Here is an 18347-nt window from a genome sequence, read left to right as displayed (position 1 = left end):
CTGTGTAGGTTTGGACCAAGGAGGTTATCGAAATGACAGAGGAAATGAATCAAATCGATGTTCAGGTACCAGAGGTTGGAGATGTAGTGAAAGGGATTGTTTCTAAAGTTGAGGACAAGCATGTCAATGTAGATATCGTCAATGTGAAACAACCTGGTATCATCCCAATCAGTGAATTATCAAGTCTTCACGTTGAAAAAGCATCAGATGTCGTGAAAGATGGCGACGAGTTAGAGCTTAAAGTAACAAAGGTCGAAGACGATGCTTTGATTTTATCTAAACGTGCTGTTGATGCAGACCGCGCTTGGGAAGACCTAGAGAAAAAGTTTGAAACAAAAGAGGTATTTGAAGCTGAAGTAAAAGACGTTGTAAAAGGTGGTCTTGTCGTTGACATTGGTGTGCGCGGATTTATTCCTGCATCTCTTGTAGAAGCACACTATGTAGAAGACTTTACAGATTACAAAGGGAAAACACTCTCACTTGTCGTGGTAGAACTTGACCGCGAAAAAAATCGCGTGATTCTCTCGCACCGTGCAGTCGTTGAGCAAGAGCAATTAGACAAAAAGCAAGACTTCCTGCAAAAGCTTGAAGTAGGCAGTGTGATTGATGGTAAAGTGCAGAGGCTTACTGATTTTGGTGCATTTGTTGACATTGGCGGCATTGATGGATTAGTTCACATTTCTCAACTATCCCATGCGCATGTTGAAAAGCCATCTGACGTAGTAGAAGAAGGACAGGAAGTCAAGGTCAAAGTACTTGCTGTTGATCGTGATAACGAACGTATCTCACTATCTATTAAAGAAACATTACCAGGACCTTGGAGCCAAATTGGTGAAAAGGTAAAACAAGGTGATGTGCTTGAAGGAACCGTTCAACGTCTTGTGAGCTTTGGTGCATTTGTTGAAATTCTGCCAGGTGTAGAAGGGCTTGTGCATATTTCCCAAATCTCTCATAAACATATCGGCACGCCGCAAGAAGTCCTTGAAGAAGGGCAGACTGTGAAAGTGAAAGTGCTTGATGTGAATGAAGACGAAGAGCGTATTTCACTAAGCATCCGTGATTTAGAGGAAAATCCTGAAAAACAAATCGAAGAGGATTATCGTCAATATCAGGCGAAAGAAGAAAACACAAGCGGATTCCAGCTTGGTGACCTGATCGGCGATAAACTCAATAAACTAAAATAATTTGGTGATCAAAATTGACGCGAGCAGAAAGAAAGAAGCAGCATATTGAGCATGCGCTGTCCACTGGCCAGCATGCAGCAACAGGTTTAGATGATGTTTCCTTCGTTCACGCCAGTTTACCAGATCTTGCGACATCACAAATTGATACACATACGACAATTGGCGGACTGACTTTCGGTTCGCCAATTTTTATCAATGCAATGACTGGCGGAGGCGGAGAATCCACCTATGAGATCAACCGCTCTTTATCGATCGCAGCGAAGGAGACCAATATCCCAGTAGCAGTTGGATCACAAATGGCTGCACTGAAAGATAAAGAAGAAAGACGAACATATGAAGTCGTTCGTAAAGTCAATCCGGATGGAATTGTATTTGCGAATTTAGGCAGTGAAGCGACAATGAAGCAAGCTCAAGAAGCAGTCAACATGCTCGAGGCAAATATGCTCCAAATTCATCTGAATGTCATCCAAGAGATTGTCATGCCTGAAGGCGATCGCGATTTCAGGGGGGCGCTTGAGCGGATTGCAGCTATCGTTGAATCTGTTGGTGTGCCTGTTGTTGTAAAAGAAGTCGGATTTGGCATGAGTAAGGAGACGGCAGGAAAGTTATTCCATGCTGGGGTTGCAGCCGTAGATGTAGGCGGATTTGGTGGAACGAACTTTTCTAAGATTGAAAATCTCCGCCGCCAAAAAGCACTTCGTTATTTTGATCAATGGGGAATTCCAACTGCAGCGAGTCTTGCTGAAGTACATACAGCCTTTCCGAATCAAACGATTTTAGCCTCCGGAGGTATTCAAGATGCTCTTGATGTAACCAAATCAATGGCTCTTGGCGCATCTGCTGCTGGTCTAGCTGGATTTTTCTTAAAATCATTGACCAGTGGAGGAGAAAGCGGCCTCATCGCAGATATCATGGAACTTCAAGAAGATATCAAGATGATGATGACAGTGCTTGGCGTGAAGACGATTGAAGAACTGAGACAGGCTCAAGTTGTGATCTCAGGGGAAACAAGTCATTGGCTTAAAGAAAGAGGCGTTGACACAACGTACTATAGTAAGAGAGGCATGTGATATCACATGCCTCAGCGCGTAGACAAACCCTCGCATTCGGTGTCAGTCCTGCGTGCCGGTGCTCACGAATGTACAATTCGCTCCGCTCCGGTACTCGTCCTTCCTAGGGCTGCAAAGGTTTTCTATCACGCTGAAAAGAAGACAAAGGGCTAAAATAAACATCATTTTAGCCCTTTGTCAACAAATCTAAGGCATGTGATGATCACATGCCTTTTTTTTATTGATTTCTTTTTCGAGCGCTTTCTGGACCTTCTAATGTTGTTGCACCCTTATGATGAATGGATTGATCACGGTCAGATTCCACTCTTTTTGACGCCTTTAAACGCTTTTCCTGTCTATCTTTTCCCATCATGCATCCCTCCTCAGGTTATTAGGGTGTCACCTCTTGTTTATTTCATGCAAAGCGGGTAACGATCCGCATGTTTAAAAATTGGGGATTTTCCCATAATGTAATTGAGGTGATGAGGCGTTGGAGGCTTTGTACTATTATTGGTCTATATGGTTCGTTTGGATTATGGTGACATTTATCATGGAAAAAAGTTTGTGGCGCAGCGTGCTGGGCATCTGTGTACTTGTCCATATTATATTCAGTCATGTCATGATATCCGTTTTAGATATAAGCATCAATGCGGGTTTCTTGATGACTTTTTTATATGCATGTGCTGCTTTCGTCATATTCAGGCCTAGTTACCGAATGATGAGAATCATGCAATTGGGCTCGATGGTGAGCGCGTATGCCTTTTTTATGATATTTGCATTATATGACCCTGTTTGGTTCACGATAATAAAGGTGGATTGGGTCGTATTTGCCCTGCTGATCTTAATGTGTATGACATATGGACAGCCGTTAACGGAAAGAATCACCTTATGGATGATGTCAGTATGTCTTGGCGAAGCCCTTTATGCGCTGACGATTCACCGCCTCACATCATCAATTGTCATAGGGGATCTCTCTTTTCTTTCCTTCGTTGTACAAGGAGCCGTCTTCCTATTAGGTGTCGATCAGTTTGAAAAGCTCTTGAACGCCCGTTCATCAAGAAAATCAGTAAAAGGGGCTGCAAAATCAACATGACAGACTATACGTTTCCTGTGATTATTGGTGTCATCTTTGGGATGGCGGCCAGACTTTACATGTTAAGAACGGATTACCGGCAATACCCTACGTATATTCATGGACAAGTGATTCACATTGCACTTGGTTTTATTGCGTCAGGATTAGGTGCGATCATTATGCCTGCACTAATTCAGGAGGAATTTACAGCGATTACTTTTCTCACTTTGGCAGCCACGCAATTTCGAGATGTCCGAAATATGGAAAGAAATACGTTAACCCAAATGGATTCGTATGAGCTTGTCTCACGAGGCAGTACATATATAGAAGGCATTGCCATTGCCTTTGAAAGTCGAAATTATATTGCGATTCTCACTGCACTTATTACAACGACAGCCTGTATTTTCTTCTCGCTTGTTGCTGGAACAGTAGTCGGTATTCTTTGTTTTTTCATGGCAAAGCTATTAATGTCAGGCAGTCAATTAAAGGATATCGTCAGCATTCAAAAAGGGGAACTTCGCTTTGATGGGGCAGGGCTTTATGTGAATGATATATACATTATGAATATCGGGCTGCCTGAAAAGCAAAAGCTCATTTTAGAGCATGGGATGGGTTTTATTTTGACACCGAAAAATTTCAACTCTGCTACAACGATTGCTAACCTTGGACAGCGGCAAGCCATTTTATTTGATTTATCGAACGTGCTTGGCGTGTACCGCGATTCTGGTGAACCATCGCTCTGTCCGCTCGCAAAACGTGATCTGAATACCGGTACACTTGGTGTGTTCATTTTACCGCAATGGCAGCGTGAAGATTTGGCTGTCCGTGTATTAGAAGAGGTGCCTATTTTAGAAAATGCCATAAGAATGCCGACAGATTTCATTAAAAAGAAAGTGAGGTAATAGGGCATGGCGAACACCATTGAACAATTTATATTGGCTGTGGCAACAACTAATAAAGAGCGGGTCATTGGCGGAACAGCGGTTTTTTTCTGTGAAAATAAAGAAGAGCTCGACATGTATGCCATGAATTTAGAGGCCATTTTAGATGGAATTGCACACGGCATTGGAGAAGATCTTTACTTGATTGTCAAACATTTTTAAGTTATTCATTGTGGTCTGATTAAAAATTGATATAATATATAAGTTGAACCCTTCATGTTTGAAGGGTTTATTTCATAAAACTGAATGAAAATTATAAATCCCGGTTGAAACATGATGATGAACATATTGAATCGCGGCTGGATTGAAAGGAAGGGTACTATGGGTAAACCTGTCGTAGCCATTGTTGGAAGGCCCAACGTTGGAAAATCTACAATTTTTAATCGAATCGCAGGCGAAAGAATATCGATTGTAGAAGACACACCTGGTGTAACAAGAGATCGAATCTATAGCTCTGCTGAATGGTTAAATTATGACTTTAATTTAATAGATACTGGTGGAATTGATATTGGAGATGAGCCATTCTTGGCGCAAATTCGCCATCAGGCAGAAATCGCAATGGACGAAGCGGATGTCATTATCTTTATGGTGAATGGCCGAGATGGCGTGACATCTGCGGATGAAGAAGTCGCAAAAATTTTATATCGCACGAAAAAGCCAGTTGTACTTGCTGTCAATAAACTGGACAACCCTGAAATGAGAAGCGACGTGTATGACTTTTATGCACTCGGATTTGGCGAGCCGTATCCGATTTCTGGAACACACGGATTAGGTCTTGGTGATCTGCTTGATGCAGTGGCAGAACATTTTAAGAATTTACCGGATACGCAATATGATGAAGAAGTTGTCCAGTTCTGCTTAATTGGCCGTCCGAATGTAGGGAAATCTTCTTTAGTGAATGCGATGCTCGGAGAAGACCGCGTCATTGTCAGCAACATCGCTGGTACAACAAGAGATGCTGTCGATACGATGTTTACGTACAATCAGCGTGACTTTGTCATTGTTGATACAGCAGGTATGAGGAAAAAAGGGAAAGTATATGAAACAACAGAGAAATACAGTGTACTTCGTGCATTAAAAGCCATTGACCGCTCTGACGTTGTCGCTGTTGTACTTGACGGCGAGGAAGGCATTATTGAGCAGGATAAACGAATTGCTGGCTATGCACACGAAGCTGGTAAAGCTGTTGTCATCATCGTGAACAAATGGGATGCTGTTGAAAAAGATGAGCGTACGATGAAGGAATTTGAGCAAAACATCCGCGAGCATTTTCAATTCCTTGATTATGCACCTGTCTTGTTTATGTCTGCTCTTACGAAAAAGAGAATTCATACATTAATGCCGTCCATTATCACAGCAAGCGAAAACCATGCAATGCGCGTTCAAACCAATATTTTAAATGATATCATCATGGATGCGGTGGCGATGAATCCAACGCCGACCCATAACGGACAGCGCCTAAAGATTTACTATGCAACACAGGTGGCCATTAAGCCTCCTTCCTTCGTTGTGTTTGTCAACGATCCAGAGCTTATGCACTTTTCTTATGAGCGTTTCCTAGAAAACCGCATTCGAGATGCATTTGGTTTTGAAGGAACACCGATTAAAATATTTGCGAGAGCGAGAAAATAAAAAGGGTGAGCAGGATGAAGAAAATTTCAGTACTTGGAGCAGGCAGCTGGGGAACAGCTCTTGCGCTTGTATTAGCTGATAATCATCATGATGTACACATGTGGGGACATAGACAAGAGCTCATTGATCAAATCAATGAGAAACATGAAAATCATGATTACTTGCCAAATGTCGAACTGCCAGCGTCTATTCAGGCGACAACCGATATGAAGCAGGCTTTAGAGGGGACAGAGGCGGTTATTGTCGCTGTGCCAACAAAGGCCATTCGTGAGGTATTGAAGCAGGCAAATGAGCTGATCTCATCGAAGGTGCCATTTGTCCATGTCAGTAAGGGAATTGAACCAGATACACTTCTTAGAATTTCTCAAATGATTGAACAAGAAGTCCCATCTGAGAAAAGAGAGGCTGTCGTTGTCCTATCAGGGCCGAGTCATGCAGAAGAAGTAGGTCTGCGTCATCCGACAACTGTCACTGTCTCGTCAGAAAACATTGAAGCAGCTCAATTTGTTCAAGATTTGTTCATGAACAATCATTTTAGAGTGTACACCAACCCTGATGTGATTGGGGTGGAAATTGGCGGCGCATTGAAAAATATCATTGCTCTTGCGGCTGGTATCACAGACGGACTTGGATATGGTGACAATGCAAAAGCGGCGCTTATCACAAGAGGACTTGCTGAAATCGCACGTCTTGGCACAAAAATGGGAGGGAATCCCCTTACATTTGCTGGATTGACAGGCGTTGGCGATTTGATTGTGACATGTACAAGTGTTCATTCGCGTAACTGGCGCTGCGGGAATTTACTCGGTAAAGGATATAAGCTCGAAGAAGTGCTTGAAAAAATGGGCATGGTTGTCGAAGGCGTCCGCACAACAAAAGGCGCTTATCAGCTCTCCAAAGAATACAAGGTCAGCATGCCGATCACAGAGGCTCTTTACGGCGTCCTGTTTGAGGGGAAAAAGGTGGACGATGCTGTAGAATCATTGATGGCACGTGTGAAAACACATGAGATGGAAGACCTTGTGAACATGTTTGAAAACCAAACAAAATAAAAGGAAAGACTGAACTTAGGCATGTAGAGGATGCAAGAAGGGGAAGACTTGCATAACATAGCAATGAAGTTTGAATAGAGCTTTGCCTCTACAGAATGAGGAAAATAGTCGATCCAATGACTGAAGCAGAGTCCCCCTCTTTGCTTCAGTTTTTTTATGCGCTTTTTTCTGAATGATTGGAAAAATGATTGATATTTACCTTATTTTTGGTTTAAAATGAAATATAAACGCTTACAATTCGTTCGTTTTGAAGGGGGACAGGCACGATGAGTTTTGCTTTAATCAAGATGTGGTTTGCGCTTGGTTCAATGGGGCTCATGTTTTTAGCCGTAGTAACCATTTATCTCAGCAGGTTTAAGCTGAAAAGCAAATTTCTTAAAATAACGGCCTCGACCGTTGCATACAGCTTGATGCTGATATCAGGTATCATTGTGTTTTTAGTTGTCTTTAGCGGACCGGTCAATGAATAAAGAAAAAGGAAGAATGTGATGATCAAAGCAAAAGTCAGTGTCACACTGTTAGCACTTATTTTATTAACAGGATGTCTGTATCCAGAAAATCGCAAAGCTGAGAACCGGGTGCCATACGAAGAGCAGCTGCAAAGTGTACAGACAGCGATTGAGGAATTTCAAAAAGCAACAAATGGTCTTTTGCCTATAGAAACGAAAGAAGCAGACACGCCGGTTTATCAGAAATATGTCATCGACTTTAAGCGCTTGTCACCAAGATATTTACACGATGTACCGTCTACATCTTATGAAGGCGGGGGCGAATATATTTATGTCCTCACAGACGTCGAAAAGAAACCCACAGTGAAACTGCTTGATGTCAAAATGACACAGACCATCAATGAATTACGGCTTAGAATCAAGATGTATCAAGATGAACATACATATCCGCCATACGGCAAAGTCGTATCAGCCAATTTATATACGTTAAATGAAAAAAAACTAGGATTAAAATCGCCGCCTGCGGTGATAAGTCCTGTGACAGGGAATTCCCTCCCATTACTGATTTCATCAAACGGTGACATCTATGTGGACTACCGCAGTGATTTTGCTCACATTTTGAAGAATACGAAGCAAAAGCTGAAACCAGGTGAAAACATTCAAGATGTATATTGGCAGGAAACCCCGTTTGTACCCGCGTTTTCTGTCCCATATACCATCAACAAAAAAGGTGAGCCTGCCTTTTTAGAAAAAAAGACGTCATAAACAAGAATGAACCTTTTTCCTCTGCATATAAATGAGGAGAAAGGTTTTTTTATGGCTAAACTTACTCTCAAAACAAAAAGGTGTCATATTCAAATAGGACAACGTCATACACATATATTGTCCAGACACCTTTCAAGCACAGTTTGATTGAAGAATAGAGTATTTAATTTGAAAACGAGGATAGCAAGTCCGGGAGGGGATCACTTGGAAAAAGTCGATATTTTCAAGGATATCGCTGAACGAACAGGAGGCGATATATATTTAGGAGTCGTTGGCGCTGTTCGTACAGGGAAATCTACGTTTATTAAAAAGTTTATGGAGCTCGTGGTGCTCCCGAATATCAATAATGAGGCAGATCGTGCAAGAGCACAGGATGAATTGCCGCAAAGCGCAGCAGGAAAAACCATTATGACCACAGAGCCAAAATTTGTACCGAATCAAGCAGCATCAATTCACGTGAGTGACGGCCTTGATGTCAACATCAGACTTGTCGATTGTGTGGGATACACTGTCCCTGGTGCGCGCGGGTATGAAGATGAAAATGGCCCAAGAATGATCAATACGCCGTGGTATGAAGAGCCAATCCCGTTTCATGAAGCAGCGGAAATTGGTACACGCAAGGTCATTCAAGAGCATTCAACAATAGGTGTAGTCATTACAACAGATGGTTCCATTGGAGAAATTCCAAGACATGATTATATTGAATCTGAAGAACGTGTAATTGATGAACTCAAAGAGGTTGGAAAGCCGTTTATTATGGTCATTAACTCTGTGAGGCCATATCATCCTGAAACAGAAGCGCTCCGGCAGGAACTTAGCCAAAAGTATGATATTCCAGTACTCGCCATGAGCGTAGAAAGTATGAGAGAGCAAGACGTACTCAGCGTTCTTCGTGAAGCATTATATGAATTCCCAGTTCTAGAGGTGAATGTGAACCTGCCAAGCTGGGTGATGGTGCTAAAAGAAGATCACTGGCTGAGAGAGAGCTATCAGGATTCAGTAAAGGAAACTGTAAAGGATATTAAAAGATTAAGAGATGTCGACCGTGTCGTTGGTCAATTCAGTGAATTTGATTTTATCGAAAGAGCGGGTTTAGCAGGAATTGAAATGGGTCAGGGGATTGCGGAGATTGACCTGTATGCGCCAGATGATCTATATGATCATATTTTAAAAGAAGTGGTTGGTGTAGAAATTAGAGGAAAAGACCATCTTCTAGAGCTCATGCAAGACTTTGCTCATGCTAAGACAGAATATGATCAAGTATCAGACGCATTAAAAATGGTGAAGCAGACTGGTTACGGGATTGCAGCGCCAGCGTTATCAGATATGAGTTTAGATGAGCCGGAAATCATTAGGCAGGGATCAAGATTCGGCGTGAGATTAAAAGCGGTCGCTCCATCTATTCATATGATCAAAGTAGATGTAGAGAGCGAATTTGCACCGATTATCGGAACAGAAAAACAAAGTGAAGAGCTCGTCCGCTACTTAATGCAAGACTTTGAAGATGATCCGCTTTCGATCTGGAATTCAGATATATTTGGCCGTTCCCTCAGCTCCCTTGTCAGAGAAGGCATTCAAGCAAAGCTGTCTCTCATGCCGGAAAACGCAAGATATAAGCTGAAGGAAACGCTTGAAAGAATCATTAACGAAGGATCAGGCGGTTTGATCGCGATTATTTTATAGCAAGTGAGACCTCTCATTGATGGGGTCTTTTTTTTGCGTGTAGAATGAGTCATAAAAAGACAATTGTATAAAGATTAGTCAGATTCAGGCTGAAATTAGGAATATTCGTTCGCAAAAGTGCCCTTAATCCTTGACGAATAAGGATTCTTCCCTTTAAAATGCTTGATATGGTATTTCATATGTGTTAATCTACTTACAGAAAATCTTCACTTTGTTGGACAAACATTCCTTCAAAGAGATGTTTTCTAATGAAAAGCCATGTATAACGCTTTCTAGACGCTCTTTTTTTCTGAAAAAGGGTATAGAAAGAAGATGAATTGTGAAGAAATGATAACAATCTACTGAATGCATATTTTTGGGAGGAGGTGAAAGGCATGAACAAGACAGAACTTATTAACGCGGTTGCTGAAGCAAGCGAGTTATCTAAAAAAGACGCGACAAAAGCAGTTGATTCTGTTTTTGATACAATTTTAGATGCACTTAAAAATGGTGACAAAATCCAACTTATTGGTTTTGGTAACTTTGAAGTACGTGAGCGTTCAGCTCGTAAAGGACGTAACCCACAAACTGGTGCAGAGATCGAAATCCCTGCAAGCAAAGTACCTGCTTTCAAACCAGGTAAAGCACTTAAAGACGCGGTGGCAGGTAAATAATCGTTATGTGTAATGATCCTGTTGAAGGAGTTATACATATACAGTTTCACACTGGTCTAGAAAAGCCCCTTTCATAAGGGGCTTTTCCTTTTGAATCAAAAGGTTCGTTTAGAACGCTCTCCTTTGCTTTTAGGATCTGAAGTGTGCTAGAATCTGAATGAAATGTAATCGCCTTTGGAGGATATAATACATGAGTGAAATAAATAAAGAATTAATTGAACACGCGGTACGCGATATATTAAAAGCAATCGGAGAAGATCCGGATCGTGAAGGACTTCTTGATACCCCAAAACGAGTCGCAAAAATGTATGAAGAAGTGTTCTCGGGATTAAATGAAGATCCAAAAGAACATTTTAAAACCATTTTTGGCGAAGACCACGAAGAACTCGTCCTTGTAAAAGATATTGCTTTCCATTCAATGTGTGAACACCACCTTGTGCCTTTCTACGGGAAAGCCCATGTTGCTTATATTCCGCGCGGAGGAAAAGTAACGGGACTTAGTAAGCTGGCAAGAGCTGTAGAAGCCGTGGCTAAACGCCCGCAGCTTCAGGAACGCATTACATCAACCATTGCAGATAGTATGGTGGAAACACTTAATCCGCATGGCGTGATGATTGTCGTTGAAGCAGAGCATATGTGTATGACGATGCGCGGAGTGAAAAAGCCAGGCGCTAAAACAGTCACATCAGCCGTCCGCGGCACATTTGCAAATGATGCAGCCGCAAGAGCAGAAGTGCTTTCCTTTATTAAAAACGACTAATTCAATAGATGGAAGGTGAACAAAATGAGTGAAAATAAAGCATCTGATTTTGTGGTGATTAAAGCCATTGATAATGGTGTAAACGTCATCGGCCTAACAAGAGGCTCTGATACAAGATTTCACCATTCCGAGAAACTCGATAAAGGTGAAGTGATCATTGCACAATTTACTGAGCATACGTCAGCGATCAAAGTAAGAGGCGATGCTGTCATTCAAACAAGCTTCGGCGAAATTCAAAGCGAAGCAAAGAAATAAAGAACTTGTAGCACTTGATAGCATAAAAGTGAGAGCTGATATGGTATAATAAATCTCTATACAATGTGCAGGTCTACATATGAAACTGTAATTTTTTGGGACAAGGGTGATATCTTTGCAAGACATCTACGGAATTTTATCTAATCTAAATATAAAATTAAATAAAAAGCTTTCTCATCCTTATTTGGCGAAGCATTTACGCGCACCACTCATCGATGAAGATAAGCTCCTTCTTTTTCATGCAATGTTTGAAGAAGCTCAAATTGATGCAGAGAAAAAAGAAAATTATATTTTAACGGCGATGCTTGTGCAAATTGCCCTTGATACCCATGACGAAGTCACAACTGCTGCAGCCATCAAGCAAGACGAATTCAAAAATCGTCAGCTGACCATCCTGGCAGGAGACTATTTCAGCGGTCTCTATTATTCTCTTCTCTCTGACATGAAAGACATTTATATGATCCGCACGCTCGCTACGGCGATCAAAGAGATCAATGAACATAAAATTAGACTGTATGACCGGTCCATTCAAGATGCAGCGCACTTTTACAAAAGTGTAGCTACAGTTGAATCTGCGCTTTTCCAAAGGATTTCTGAGCATTTTCAATTAACGCATTGGAATGAGATTGCAAGTCGTTTTCTTGTTTATAAACGCTTCATGAAACAAGCAGAAAATGACAAACATTTAAAACTTTTTTTGAACGATCGTTATAGGGACGCCTATTCGTGCTTTGACAATTTTGAGAATGAAGGCTATGAAAAGGCCAAACGAACGATCAAGGAGCATCTTGTTTCATCTCCGGTCGTTCAAAAAGAGCTATTAAATCGCTTGGATCATATGAAAAATGAGCCTGCGTACCATCAGAAAGTGGAAGAAGGGTAAGTCATGCAGCAATCAAAAGAACAGCGAGTACACGGTGTATTTGAAAAAATTTATAAAAACTATGATCAAATGAACTCTGTCATCAGCTTTAAACAGCATAAAAAATGGCGCGATAAAACAATGAAACTTATGAATGTGCAAAAAGGGTCTAAAGCATTAGATGTATGCTGCGGGACAGCCGATTGGACAATTGCGCTTGCAGATGCTGTTGGAGAAAAAGGCGAGGTCAAAGGCCTTGATTTCAGTAAAAACATGCTGAGTGTTGGAGAAACGAAGGTGAAGACTGGGGGCTACAAACAAATTGAATTGCTTCATGGCAATGCGATGGAGCTCCCTTTTGAGGACAACTCATTTGATTATGTCACCATCGGTTTTGGACTTAGAAACGTTCCTGATTATTTAACAGTGCTCAAGGAAATGACAAGAGTAGTGAAGCCTGGCGGAATGGTTGTCTGTCTCGAGACTTCACAGCCTGAGATGATCGGCTTTAAACAGGGCTACTACATCTATTTCAAATACATTATGCCGCTCTTTGGTAAATTGTTTGCCAAAAGCTATCAGGAGTATTCATGGCTTCAAGAATCAGCCAAAACGTTCCCTGGCATGAAAGAGCTGGCGGCTCTGTTCGAAGAGGCCGGGTTGTCTGATGTCTCGTATCATCCATTTACAGGCGGTGTAGCAGCAACACATATCGGAAAGAAGCTTTGAATAAACGATATTTGGGTGAAGATAATGAAATTAAAAGCAATGATCTCTTTTTTAAATCATGATATCGATATAATTGAAAAAGAGCTTGAACAAACAGTTCGCTCTGATTATGCATTATTAAGTGAAGCAGGTCTTCATTTGCTGCAAGCGGGCGGAAAACGAATCCGCCCCGTTTTTGTTCTCCTTTCAGGCATGTTTGGTGACTATGACATTAATAAAATTAAATATGTTGCCGTTGCCCTCGAGCTGATTCATATGGCATCACTTGTTCACGATGATGTCATTGATGATGCAGAGCTGAGAAGAGGCAAACCAACGATAAAGGCAAAATGGGATAACAGAATTGCCATGTACACAGGGGATTATATGTTTGCGAGATCACTTGAATACATGACAAAAATCAATCACCCAATGGCACATGAAATTTTGTCAAAAATGGTCGTCGAGCTTTGTCTTGGTGAGATAGAGCAAGTGAAAGATAAATATAATATGGATCAAAACCTCCGTACATATTTAAGAAGAATCAAACGAAAAACAGCCTTGCTCATTGCAGGCAGCTGTCAATTAGGCGCCATTGCAGCAGGTACAGATGAAAAAACACATAAAGCCCTCTATTGGTTTGGATACTATGTCGGCATGTCCTATCAAATCATTGATGATGTCCTTGATTTCACATCAACTGAAGAAGAGCTGGGCAAGCCTGTCGGAGGAGACCTTTTACAAGGGAATGTCACACTCCCAGTCTTATATGCACTGAAAAATCCGACACTAGAAGGTCAATTGAAGCTGATCAATAGTGAAACGACGGAGAAGCAGCTGGAGCCTGTCATTGAAAGCCTCAAACAAACAGATGCGATCGACCGCTCGATTCGAGTGAGTGAAATGTATTTGAAAAAAGCTTTTGAACAGCTCGACAAACTTCCTCGAGGACGTGCGAGAACGTCACTCGCCTCCATTGCAAAATATATTGGGAAACGAAAATTCTAATCAACGTGATGTTGATTGGTTTTTTTGTGAAATTTTATGTCAAAAATTGATTATTATAAAAAAAAATGATACGATCACTTTGTAACAATGTAAGCCTATACATACATAACGACGGGGTGGAAAACGTATATGGACAAAACATTTCTTATGGTCAAACCTGATGGTGTGGAAAGACAATTAATCGGTGACATTGTGTCAAGATTCGAAAAAAAGGGGCTTCAGCTTGTTGGTGCAAAACTAATGAGTATTCCAAAGGAAGTAGCAGAAACCCATTACGGAGAGCATAAAGAAAAACCGTTTTTCGGGGAATTGGTTGACTTTATTACGTCAGGACCTGTATTTGCAATGGTATGGCAAGGTGAACAGGTAGTAGACGTGACAAGACAGATTATCGGCAAAACAAATCCAAAGGAAGCGCTTCCAGGCACAATAAGAGGAGACTATGGATTGACTGTTGGGAAAAACATTATCCATGGGTCAGACTCACCAGAAAGTGCTGAAAGAGAAATTAACTTATTCTTCAAACAAGAAGAACTCACAAGCTGGGATCAAACCATCTCAAGCTGGATTTATTAAGTTTCAAGCCAAGGTGTTCATCTAATGAGCACTTTGGCTTTTTTTATATTGAACTTTCTACACGAAATTTCTCATGAGAAGATACAAATTTTCGATAAAAACAGCTATACTAGGACAAAGATAGATGAGACAGGAGAGGACATTGATGGATCCATATCAAGTATTTGTTGGAAAATGGAAAAAACTAACCGGGGTTGATTTAAATTTATATAAAGAAGCACAAATGAAACGAAGATTAACATCACTTTATGATAAAAAAGGATATAAAGATTTTGAAGCATTCGCGGCCGCGCTTGAAAAGGACAGAGCATTATTAGATGAGACGATGGACCGCATGACGATAAATGTGTCAGAATTTTACCGAAACTATCAGCGCTGGGAAGTACTTGATCAAAAAATCCTGCCGCTGCTTTCGAAAAATGGCGGCACCCTAAAGATTTGGAGTGCAGCATGTTCGACAGGAGAGGAGCCATATACACTCTCCATGCTGCTGTCAAGTCATCCTCTTGTGAAAGACTTCCAAATTATTGCAACTGATATTGATGATAAAGTTCTGCAGTCAGCTCAAAAAGGCAGATATCATGAACGCTCTCTGCAAGAGGTGCCAGATCATATCAAGCAAAAATATTTCACAAAAGAAGATTCTTCATTTTACACTGTGAAGGATGAGGTTCGAAAGCATATTCAATTTAAGAAGCACAACCTTTTAGCAGATCCATATGAAAAACAGCTTGACCTCATCGTCTGCCGAAATGTACTGATTTACTTTACTGAAGAGGCAAAAGAAGAAATTTACTTAAAAATGAGCAGCAGTTTAAAACAAAATGGCGTATTATTTGTTGGTTCTACAGAGCAAATTTTTCACCCAGAAAAGTTTGGACTGACATCTGCTGATACTTTCTTTTATCAAAAGAAGGGTATGTAGCTGACTTTTTAGTAGCAAGTGTGTTATTATATTTTTACTTAAAAGCGTTAATGCGATGAAGGGAGATTGAGTCATGAGGTACTTAACAGCAGGTGAATCACATGGTCCACAACTGACCACAATTATTGAAGGAGTTCCAGCGGGACTTTACATAGAGCAGGATGACATCAATTATGAATTGGCTAGAAGACAAAAAGGTCATGGCCGCGGAAGAAGAATGCAGATTGAAAAAGACCAGGCGAAAGTGTTAAGTGGTGTTCGCCACGGGAGAACATTAGGTTCCCCAATCGCACTTGTTGTTGAAAACAACGACTGGAAGCATTGGACAAAGGTGATGGGGGCAGAGCCGATCACAGAAGAAGAAGAAAGTGAAATGAAGCGTCAAATCTCCCGTCCAAGACCAGGACATGCGGATTTAAATGGGGCGATCAAATATGGACACCGTGATATGAGAAACGTATTAGAGCGCTCATCAGCCCGCGAGACAACTGTTCGCGTAGCAGCAGGCGCAGTTGCCAAACAAATCTTGGCGCATCTAGGGATTAAAGTAGCTGGCCACGTTCTTGAAATTGGCGGAGTGAAAGCAGCTCATACAGCATATGAGTCTATTGAAGATTTGCAGAAGGTAACAGAAGAATCACCTGTTCGCTGCTATGACAGTGAAGCAGGTCAGAAAATGATGGATGCAATTGATGAAGCGAAGAAAAACGGCGATTCAATTGGCGGAATTGTTGAAGTCATCGTTGAAGGGATGCCGGTTGGGGTTGGCAGCTATGTTCATTACGACCGTAAATTGGACAGCAAGCTTGCTGGTGCTGTACTTAGTATCAACGCTTTTAAAGGGGTTGAATTCGGTATTGGCTTCGAGGCAGCCTCTAAAAATGGCAGTGAGGTCCATGATGAAATCATCTGGGATGAAGAAAAGGGCTATACGAGAAAAACAAATCGCCTAGGTGGTCTTGAAGGCGGAATGTCAACGGGTATGCCAATTGTCGTAAGAGGGGTTATGAAACCAATCCCAACGCTTTATAAGCCGCTTCAAAGCGTTGACATTGAAACAAAAGAACCTTTCTCTGCAAGTATTGAACGATCTGACAGCTGTGCTGTTCCTGCTGCAAGTGTTGTTGCAGAAGCAGTCGTTGCATGGGAAATTGCCAATGCAGTTGTGGAGCAGTTTGGCCTTGACCAAATCGACCGCATTAAAGAAAATGTTGAGAAAATGCGCCAGCTTCAGAGGGAATTTTAATGAAAACACTGGAAGTTAAGACGTCTTCAGCCACTTATCCTGTATTTATCGGTGATGGGATTAAACGCAATATCGTCGACTTGATAACTTCCACTGGGCATTCCTATACGAAGCTCTTAATCGTCACAGATGCAGCTGTTGATGCCATTTATGGTGATGAGATGGTTCGCTTACTTCAGCAGAAGTGGCCTGTGAACAAAGTGGTTGTGCCGAGCGGAGAGCAGTCAAAATCCTTTGCCGAATTTGAGCATATTCATACGAAAGCCATTCAATTTCAGCTTGATCGTTCCTCCTGCATCATTGCGCTGGGAGGCGGCGTAATTGGAGATTTGGCTGGCTTTGCTGCTGCCACTTATATGAGAGGCATTGATTTTATCCAAGTGCCGACCACACTGCTGGCACATGATAGTGCAGTTGGCGGGAAAACAGGGATCAACCATCCGCTCGGTAAAAATTTAATCGGTGCGTTTCATCAGCCGAAAGCTGTGATCTATGATACTAGTATGCTTGAGACACTATCTCAAATTGAACGAAGATCAGGTTTTGCAGAAGTCATCAAACATGCACTGATTTCAAGTGAAGAATTTTTATCAGAACTCATGGCCATTCGTTCTTTGACGGATTTATCAAAAAGCGAGCTGGCACATATGCTGTATCAAGGCATTCAAGTCAAAGCGTCTATCGTTCAAGAAGATGAAAAAGAACAAGGTGTGCGTGCATTTTTGAATTTAGGCCATACACTCGGGCATGCCATTGAAGCAGAGTATGGATATGGCGCCATCACACACGGAGATGCCATTGCAATCGGCATGCAGTTTGCACTGTATGTGAGCGAAAAGCAGCTGGGACTCAGCCTTAATCGTTTGGAACTAAAAGAGTGGATGAAAGAGCTCGGGTTCCCGGTCAAAGTCACACAAGATATTTCCACAAAAACTTTTGTTGACCGGATGATTGGAGATAAAAAGGCAAGGGGCGGCAGTGTTCAATTTGTTTTATTAAAACAGGTTGGAGACGTCACCTTGCAGTCTTTCACAAAAGATGAGCTGCACTACTGGCTCGAAGAATGGAAACGGGAGGAGGGATGTCTATGATGTTTCGCGGGATACGTGGGGCTACAACTGTAATAGAAGATACAGAAACAGAAGTGTTAAACAAAACGAAACAGCTGTTAGAAGCGATCATTTCAAGAAACCAAGTAGATCCAGAACGTGTCGTGCAGATCTTGATTTCAGCTACACAAGATATTCACTCCGTTTTTCCGGCAAAAGCACTTCGTCAGTTTGAAGGATGGACATATGTACCAGTTACTTGCATGCAGGAACTGGACATTGATGGCGGTTTAAAGCAATGTATTCGTGTCTTAATGACTGTCCAGACGGATACAAAGCAGGAAGACATACAGCATGTATACTTGGAAGAAGCTGTGACGCTTCGCCCTGATTTACAGTTGACAAAAAACAAGGAATTATAATACGATATGAACAGCCGAAGTTTACACACAGGTGTAAACGGCATTGCAAGCTTAGA

General features: G+C 41.6%; 22 protein-coding genes. 21 read left to right on the top strand and 1 reads right to left on the bottom strand.

What is annotated here, in order from left to right:
* The first annotated feature begins 32 nt into the window (after positions 1-32).
* Complete coding sequence (gene rpsA / locus NSU11_RS10525) at positions 33-1184, top strand: 30S ribosomal protein S1 (protein WP_024422818.1); 1152 nt, start codon at positions 33-35, stop codon at positions 1182-1184.
* 14 nt (positions 1185-1198) lie between these two features.
* A complete protein-coding gene (gene fni, locus NSU11_RS10520; RefSeq protein WP_024428084.1) occupies positions 1199-2254 on the top strand; it encodes a type 2 isopentenyl-diphosphate Delta-isomerase in 1056 nt (351 codons plus the stop codon).
* A 217-nt stretch (positions 2255-2471) separates the two neighbouring features.
* Here fni and NSU11_RS10515 read toward each other — a convergent pair whose 3' ends face one another.
* Complete coding sequence (locus NSU11_RS10515) at positions 2472-2603, bottom strand: YpzI family protein (protein WP_075611569.1); 132 nt, start codon at positions 2601-2603, stop codon at positions 2472-2474.
* A gap of 180 nt (positions 2604-2783) precedes the next feature.
* Here NSU11_RS10515 and NSU11_RS10510 point away from each other — a divergent pair, with 180 nt between their 5' ends.
* The 19 genes from NSU11_RS10510 (at position 2784) to aroH (ending at position 18291) form a co-directional block, all read left to right on the top strand.
* Entirely contained in the window at positions 2784-3326 is a 543-nt protein-coding gene (locus NSU11_RS10510) for a hypothetical protein (RefSeq protein ID WP_149126510.1), read from the top strand.
* Positions 3323-4207 carry a YIEGIA family protein gene (locus NSU11_RS10505; RefSeq protein ID WP_149126511.1) on the top strand — a complete coding sequence of 295 codons (885 nt, stop codon included), beginning with the start codon at positions 3323-3325 and terminating at the stop codon, positions 4205-4207. The genes NSU11_RS10510 and NSU11_RS10505 overlap by 4 nt, the downstream gene beginning before the upstream one ends.
* Before the next feature lie 6 nt (positions 4208-4213).
* A complete protein-coding gene (locus NSU11_RS10500; RefSeq protein WP_008344527.1) occupies positions 4214-4408 on the top strand; it encodes a hypothetical protein in 195 nt (64 codons plus the stop codon).
* Between the two features lie 159 nt (positions 4409-4567).
* Positions 4568-5878 carry a ribosome biogenesis GTPase Der gene (der, locus tag NSU11_RS10495; RefSeq protein WP_024422815.1) on the top strand — a complete coding sequence of 437 codons (1311 nt, stop codon included), beginning with the start codon at positions 4568-4570 and terminating at the stop codon, positions 5876-5878.
* A gap of 14 nt (positions 5879-5892) precedes the next feature.
* Positions 5893-6930, top strand: a complete 1038-nt coding sequence (locus NSU11_RS10490; RefSeq protein ID WP_024428086.1) for an NAD(P)H-dependent glycerol-3-phosphate dehydrogenase — start codon at positions 5893-5895, stop codon at positions 6928-6930.
* Positions 6931-7196: 266 nt separating this feature from the next.
* Positions 7197-7400, top strand: coding sequence for a DUF2768 domain-containing protein (locus NSU11_RS10485; protein ID WP_024422813.1), 204 nt, complete (start codon positions 7197-7199; stop codon positions 7398-7400).
* An 18-nt stretch (positions 7401-7418) separates the two neighbouring features.
* On the top strand, positions 7419-8144 hold the full coding sequence (locus NSU11_RS10480; RefSeq protein WP_024428087.1) for a hypothetical protein: 726 nt from the start codon (positions 7419-7421) through the stop codon (positions 8142-8144).
* Positions 8145-8348: 204 nt separating this feature from the next.
* Complete coding sequence (spoIVA, locus tag NSU11_RS10475) at positions 8349-9827, top strand: stage IV sporulation protein A (RefSeq protein WP_008344534.1); 1479 nt, start codon at positions 8349-8351, stop codon at positions 9825-9827.
* A gap of 374 nt (positions 9828-10201) precedes the next feature.
* On the top strand, positions 10202-10480 hold the full coding sequence (hbs, locus tag NSU11_RS10470) for a non-specific DNA-binding protein Hbs (RefSeq protein ID WP_003215863.1): 279 nt from the start codon (positions 10202-10204) through the stop codon (positions 10478-10480).
* Positions 10481-10670: 190 nt separating this feature from the next.
* Positions 10671-11240 carry a GTP cyclohydrolase I FolE gene (gene folE, locus NSU11_RS10465; RefSeq protein ID WP_003215789.1) on the top strand — a complete coding sequence of 190 codons (570 nt, stop codon included), beginning with the start codon at positions 10671-10673 and terminating at the stop codon, positions 11238-11240.
* Positions 11241-11264: 24 nt separating this feature from the next.
* Entirely contained in the window at positions 11265-11495 is a 231-nt protein-coding gene (gene mtrB, locus NSU11_RS10460) for a trp RNA-binding attenuation protein MtrB (protein WP_008344541.1), read from the top strand.
* Positions 11496-11610: 115 nt separating this feature from the next.
* Complete coding sequence (locus tag NSU11_RS10455; RefSeq protein WP_149126512.1) at positions 11611-12378, top strand: heptaprenyl diphosphate synthase component 1; 768 nt, start codon at positions 11611-11613, stop codon at positions 12376-12378.
* 3 nt (positions 12379-12381) lie between these two features.
* Positions 12382-13086 carry a demethylmenaquinone methyltransferase gene (locus NSU11_RS10450; RefSeq protein ID WP_024422810.1) on the top strand — a complete coding sequence of 235 codons (705 nt, stop codon included), beginning with the start codon at positions 12382-12384 and terminating at the stop codon, positions 13084-13086.
* Between the two features lie 24 nt (positions 13087-13110).
* Entirely contained in the window at positions 13111-14073 is a 963-nt protein-coding gene (gene hepT / locus NSU11_RS10445) for a heptaprenyl diphosphate synthase component II (RefSeq protein WP_024422809.1), read from the top strand.
* A 129-nt stretch (positions 14074-14202) separates the two neighbouring features.
* Positions 14203-14649 carry a nucleoside-diphosphate kinase gene (ndk, locus tag NSU11_RS10440; RefSeq protein ID WP_024422808.1) on the top strand — a complete coding sequence of 149 codons (447 nt, stop codon included), beginning with the start codon at positions 14203-14205 and terminating at the stop codon, positions 14647-14649.
* Between the two features lie 145 nt (positions 14650-14794).
* The gene (locus tag NSU11_RS10435; RefSeq protein WP_024422807.1) at positions 14795-15574 is read left to right on the top strand and encodes a protein-glutamate O-methyltransferase CheR; all 780 of its coding nucleotides are present in this window, start codon (positions 14795-14797) and stop codon (positions 15572-15574) included.
* Between the two features lie 73 nt (positions 15575-15647).
* Entirely contained in the window at positions 15648-16820 is a 1173-nt protein-coding gene (gene aroC, locus NSU11_RS10430) for a chorismate synthase (RefSeq protein WP_024422806.1), read from the top strand.
* The gene (aroB, locus tag NSU11_RS10425) at positions 16820-17911 is read left to right on the top strand and encodes a 3-dehydroquinate synthase (protein WP_025093055.1); all 1092 of its coding nucleotides are present in this window, start codon (positions 16820-16822) and stop codon (positions 17909-17911) included. Before aroC ends, aroB begins: the two co-directional genes overlap by 1 nt.
* On the top strand, positions 17908-18291 hold the full coding sequence (gene aroH / locus NSU11_RS10420; RefSeq protein ID WP_024422804.1) for a chorismate mutase: 384 nt from the start codon (positions 17908-17910) through the stop codon (positions 18289-18291). The genes aroB and aroH overlap by 4 nt, the downstream gene beginning before the upstream one ends.
* The last annotated feature ends 56 nt before the right edge of the window (positions 18292-18347 follow it).

This window comes from Bacillus sp. FSL R5-0712 (assembly GCF_038593285.1).
Classification (GTDB): Bacteria; Bacillota; Bacilli; order Bacillales; family Bacillaceae; genus Bacillus; species Bacillus safensis.
This window is presented reverse-complemented; position numbering and strand designations above follow the sequence as displayed.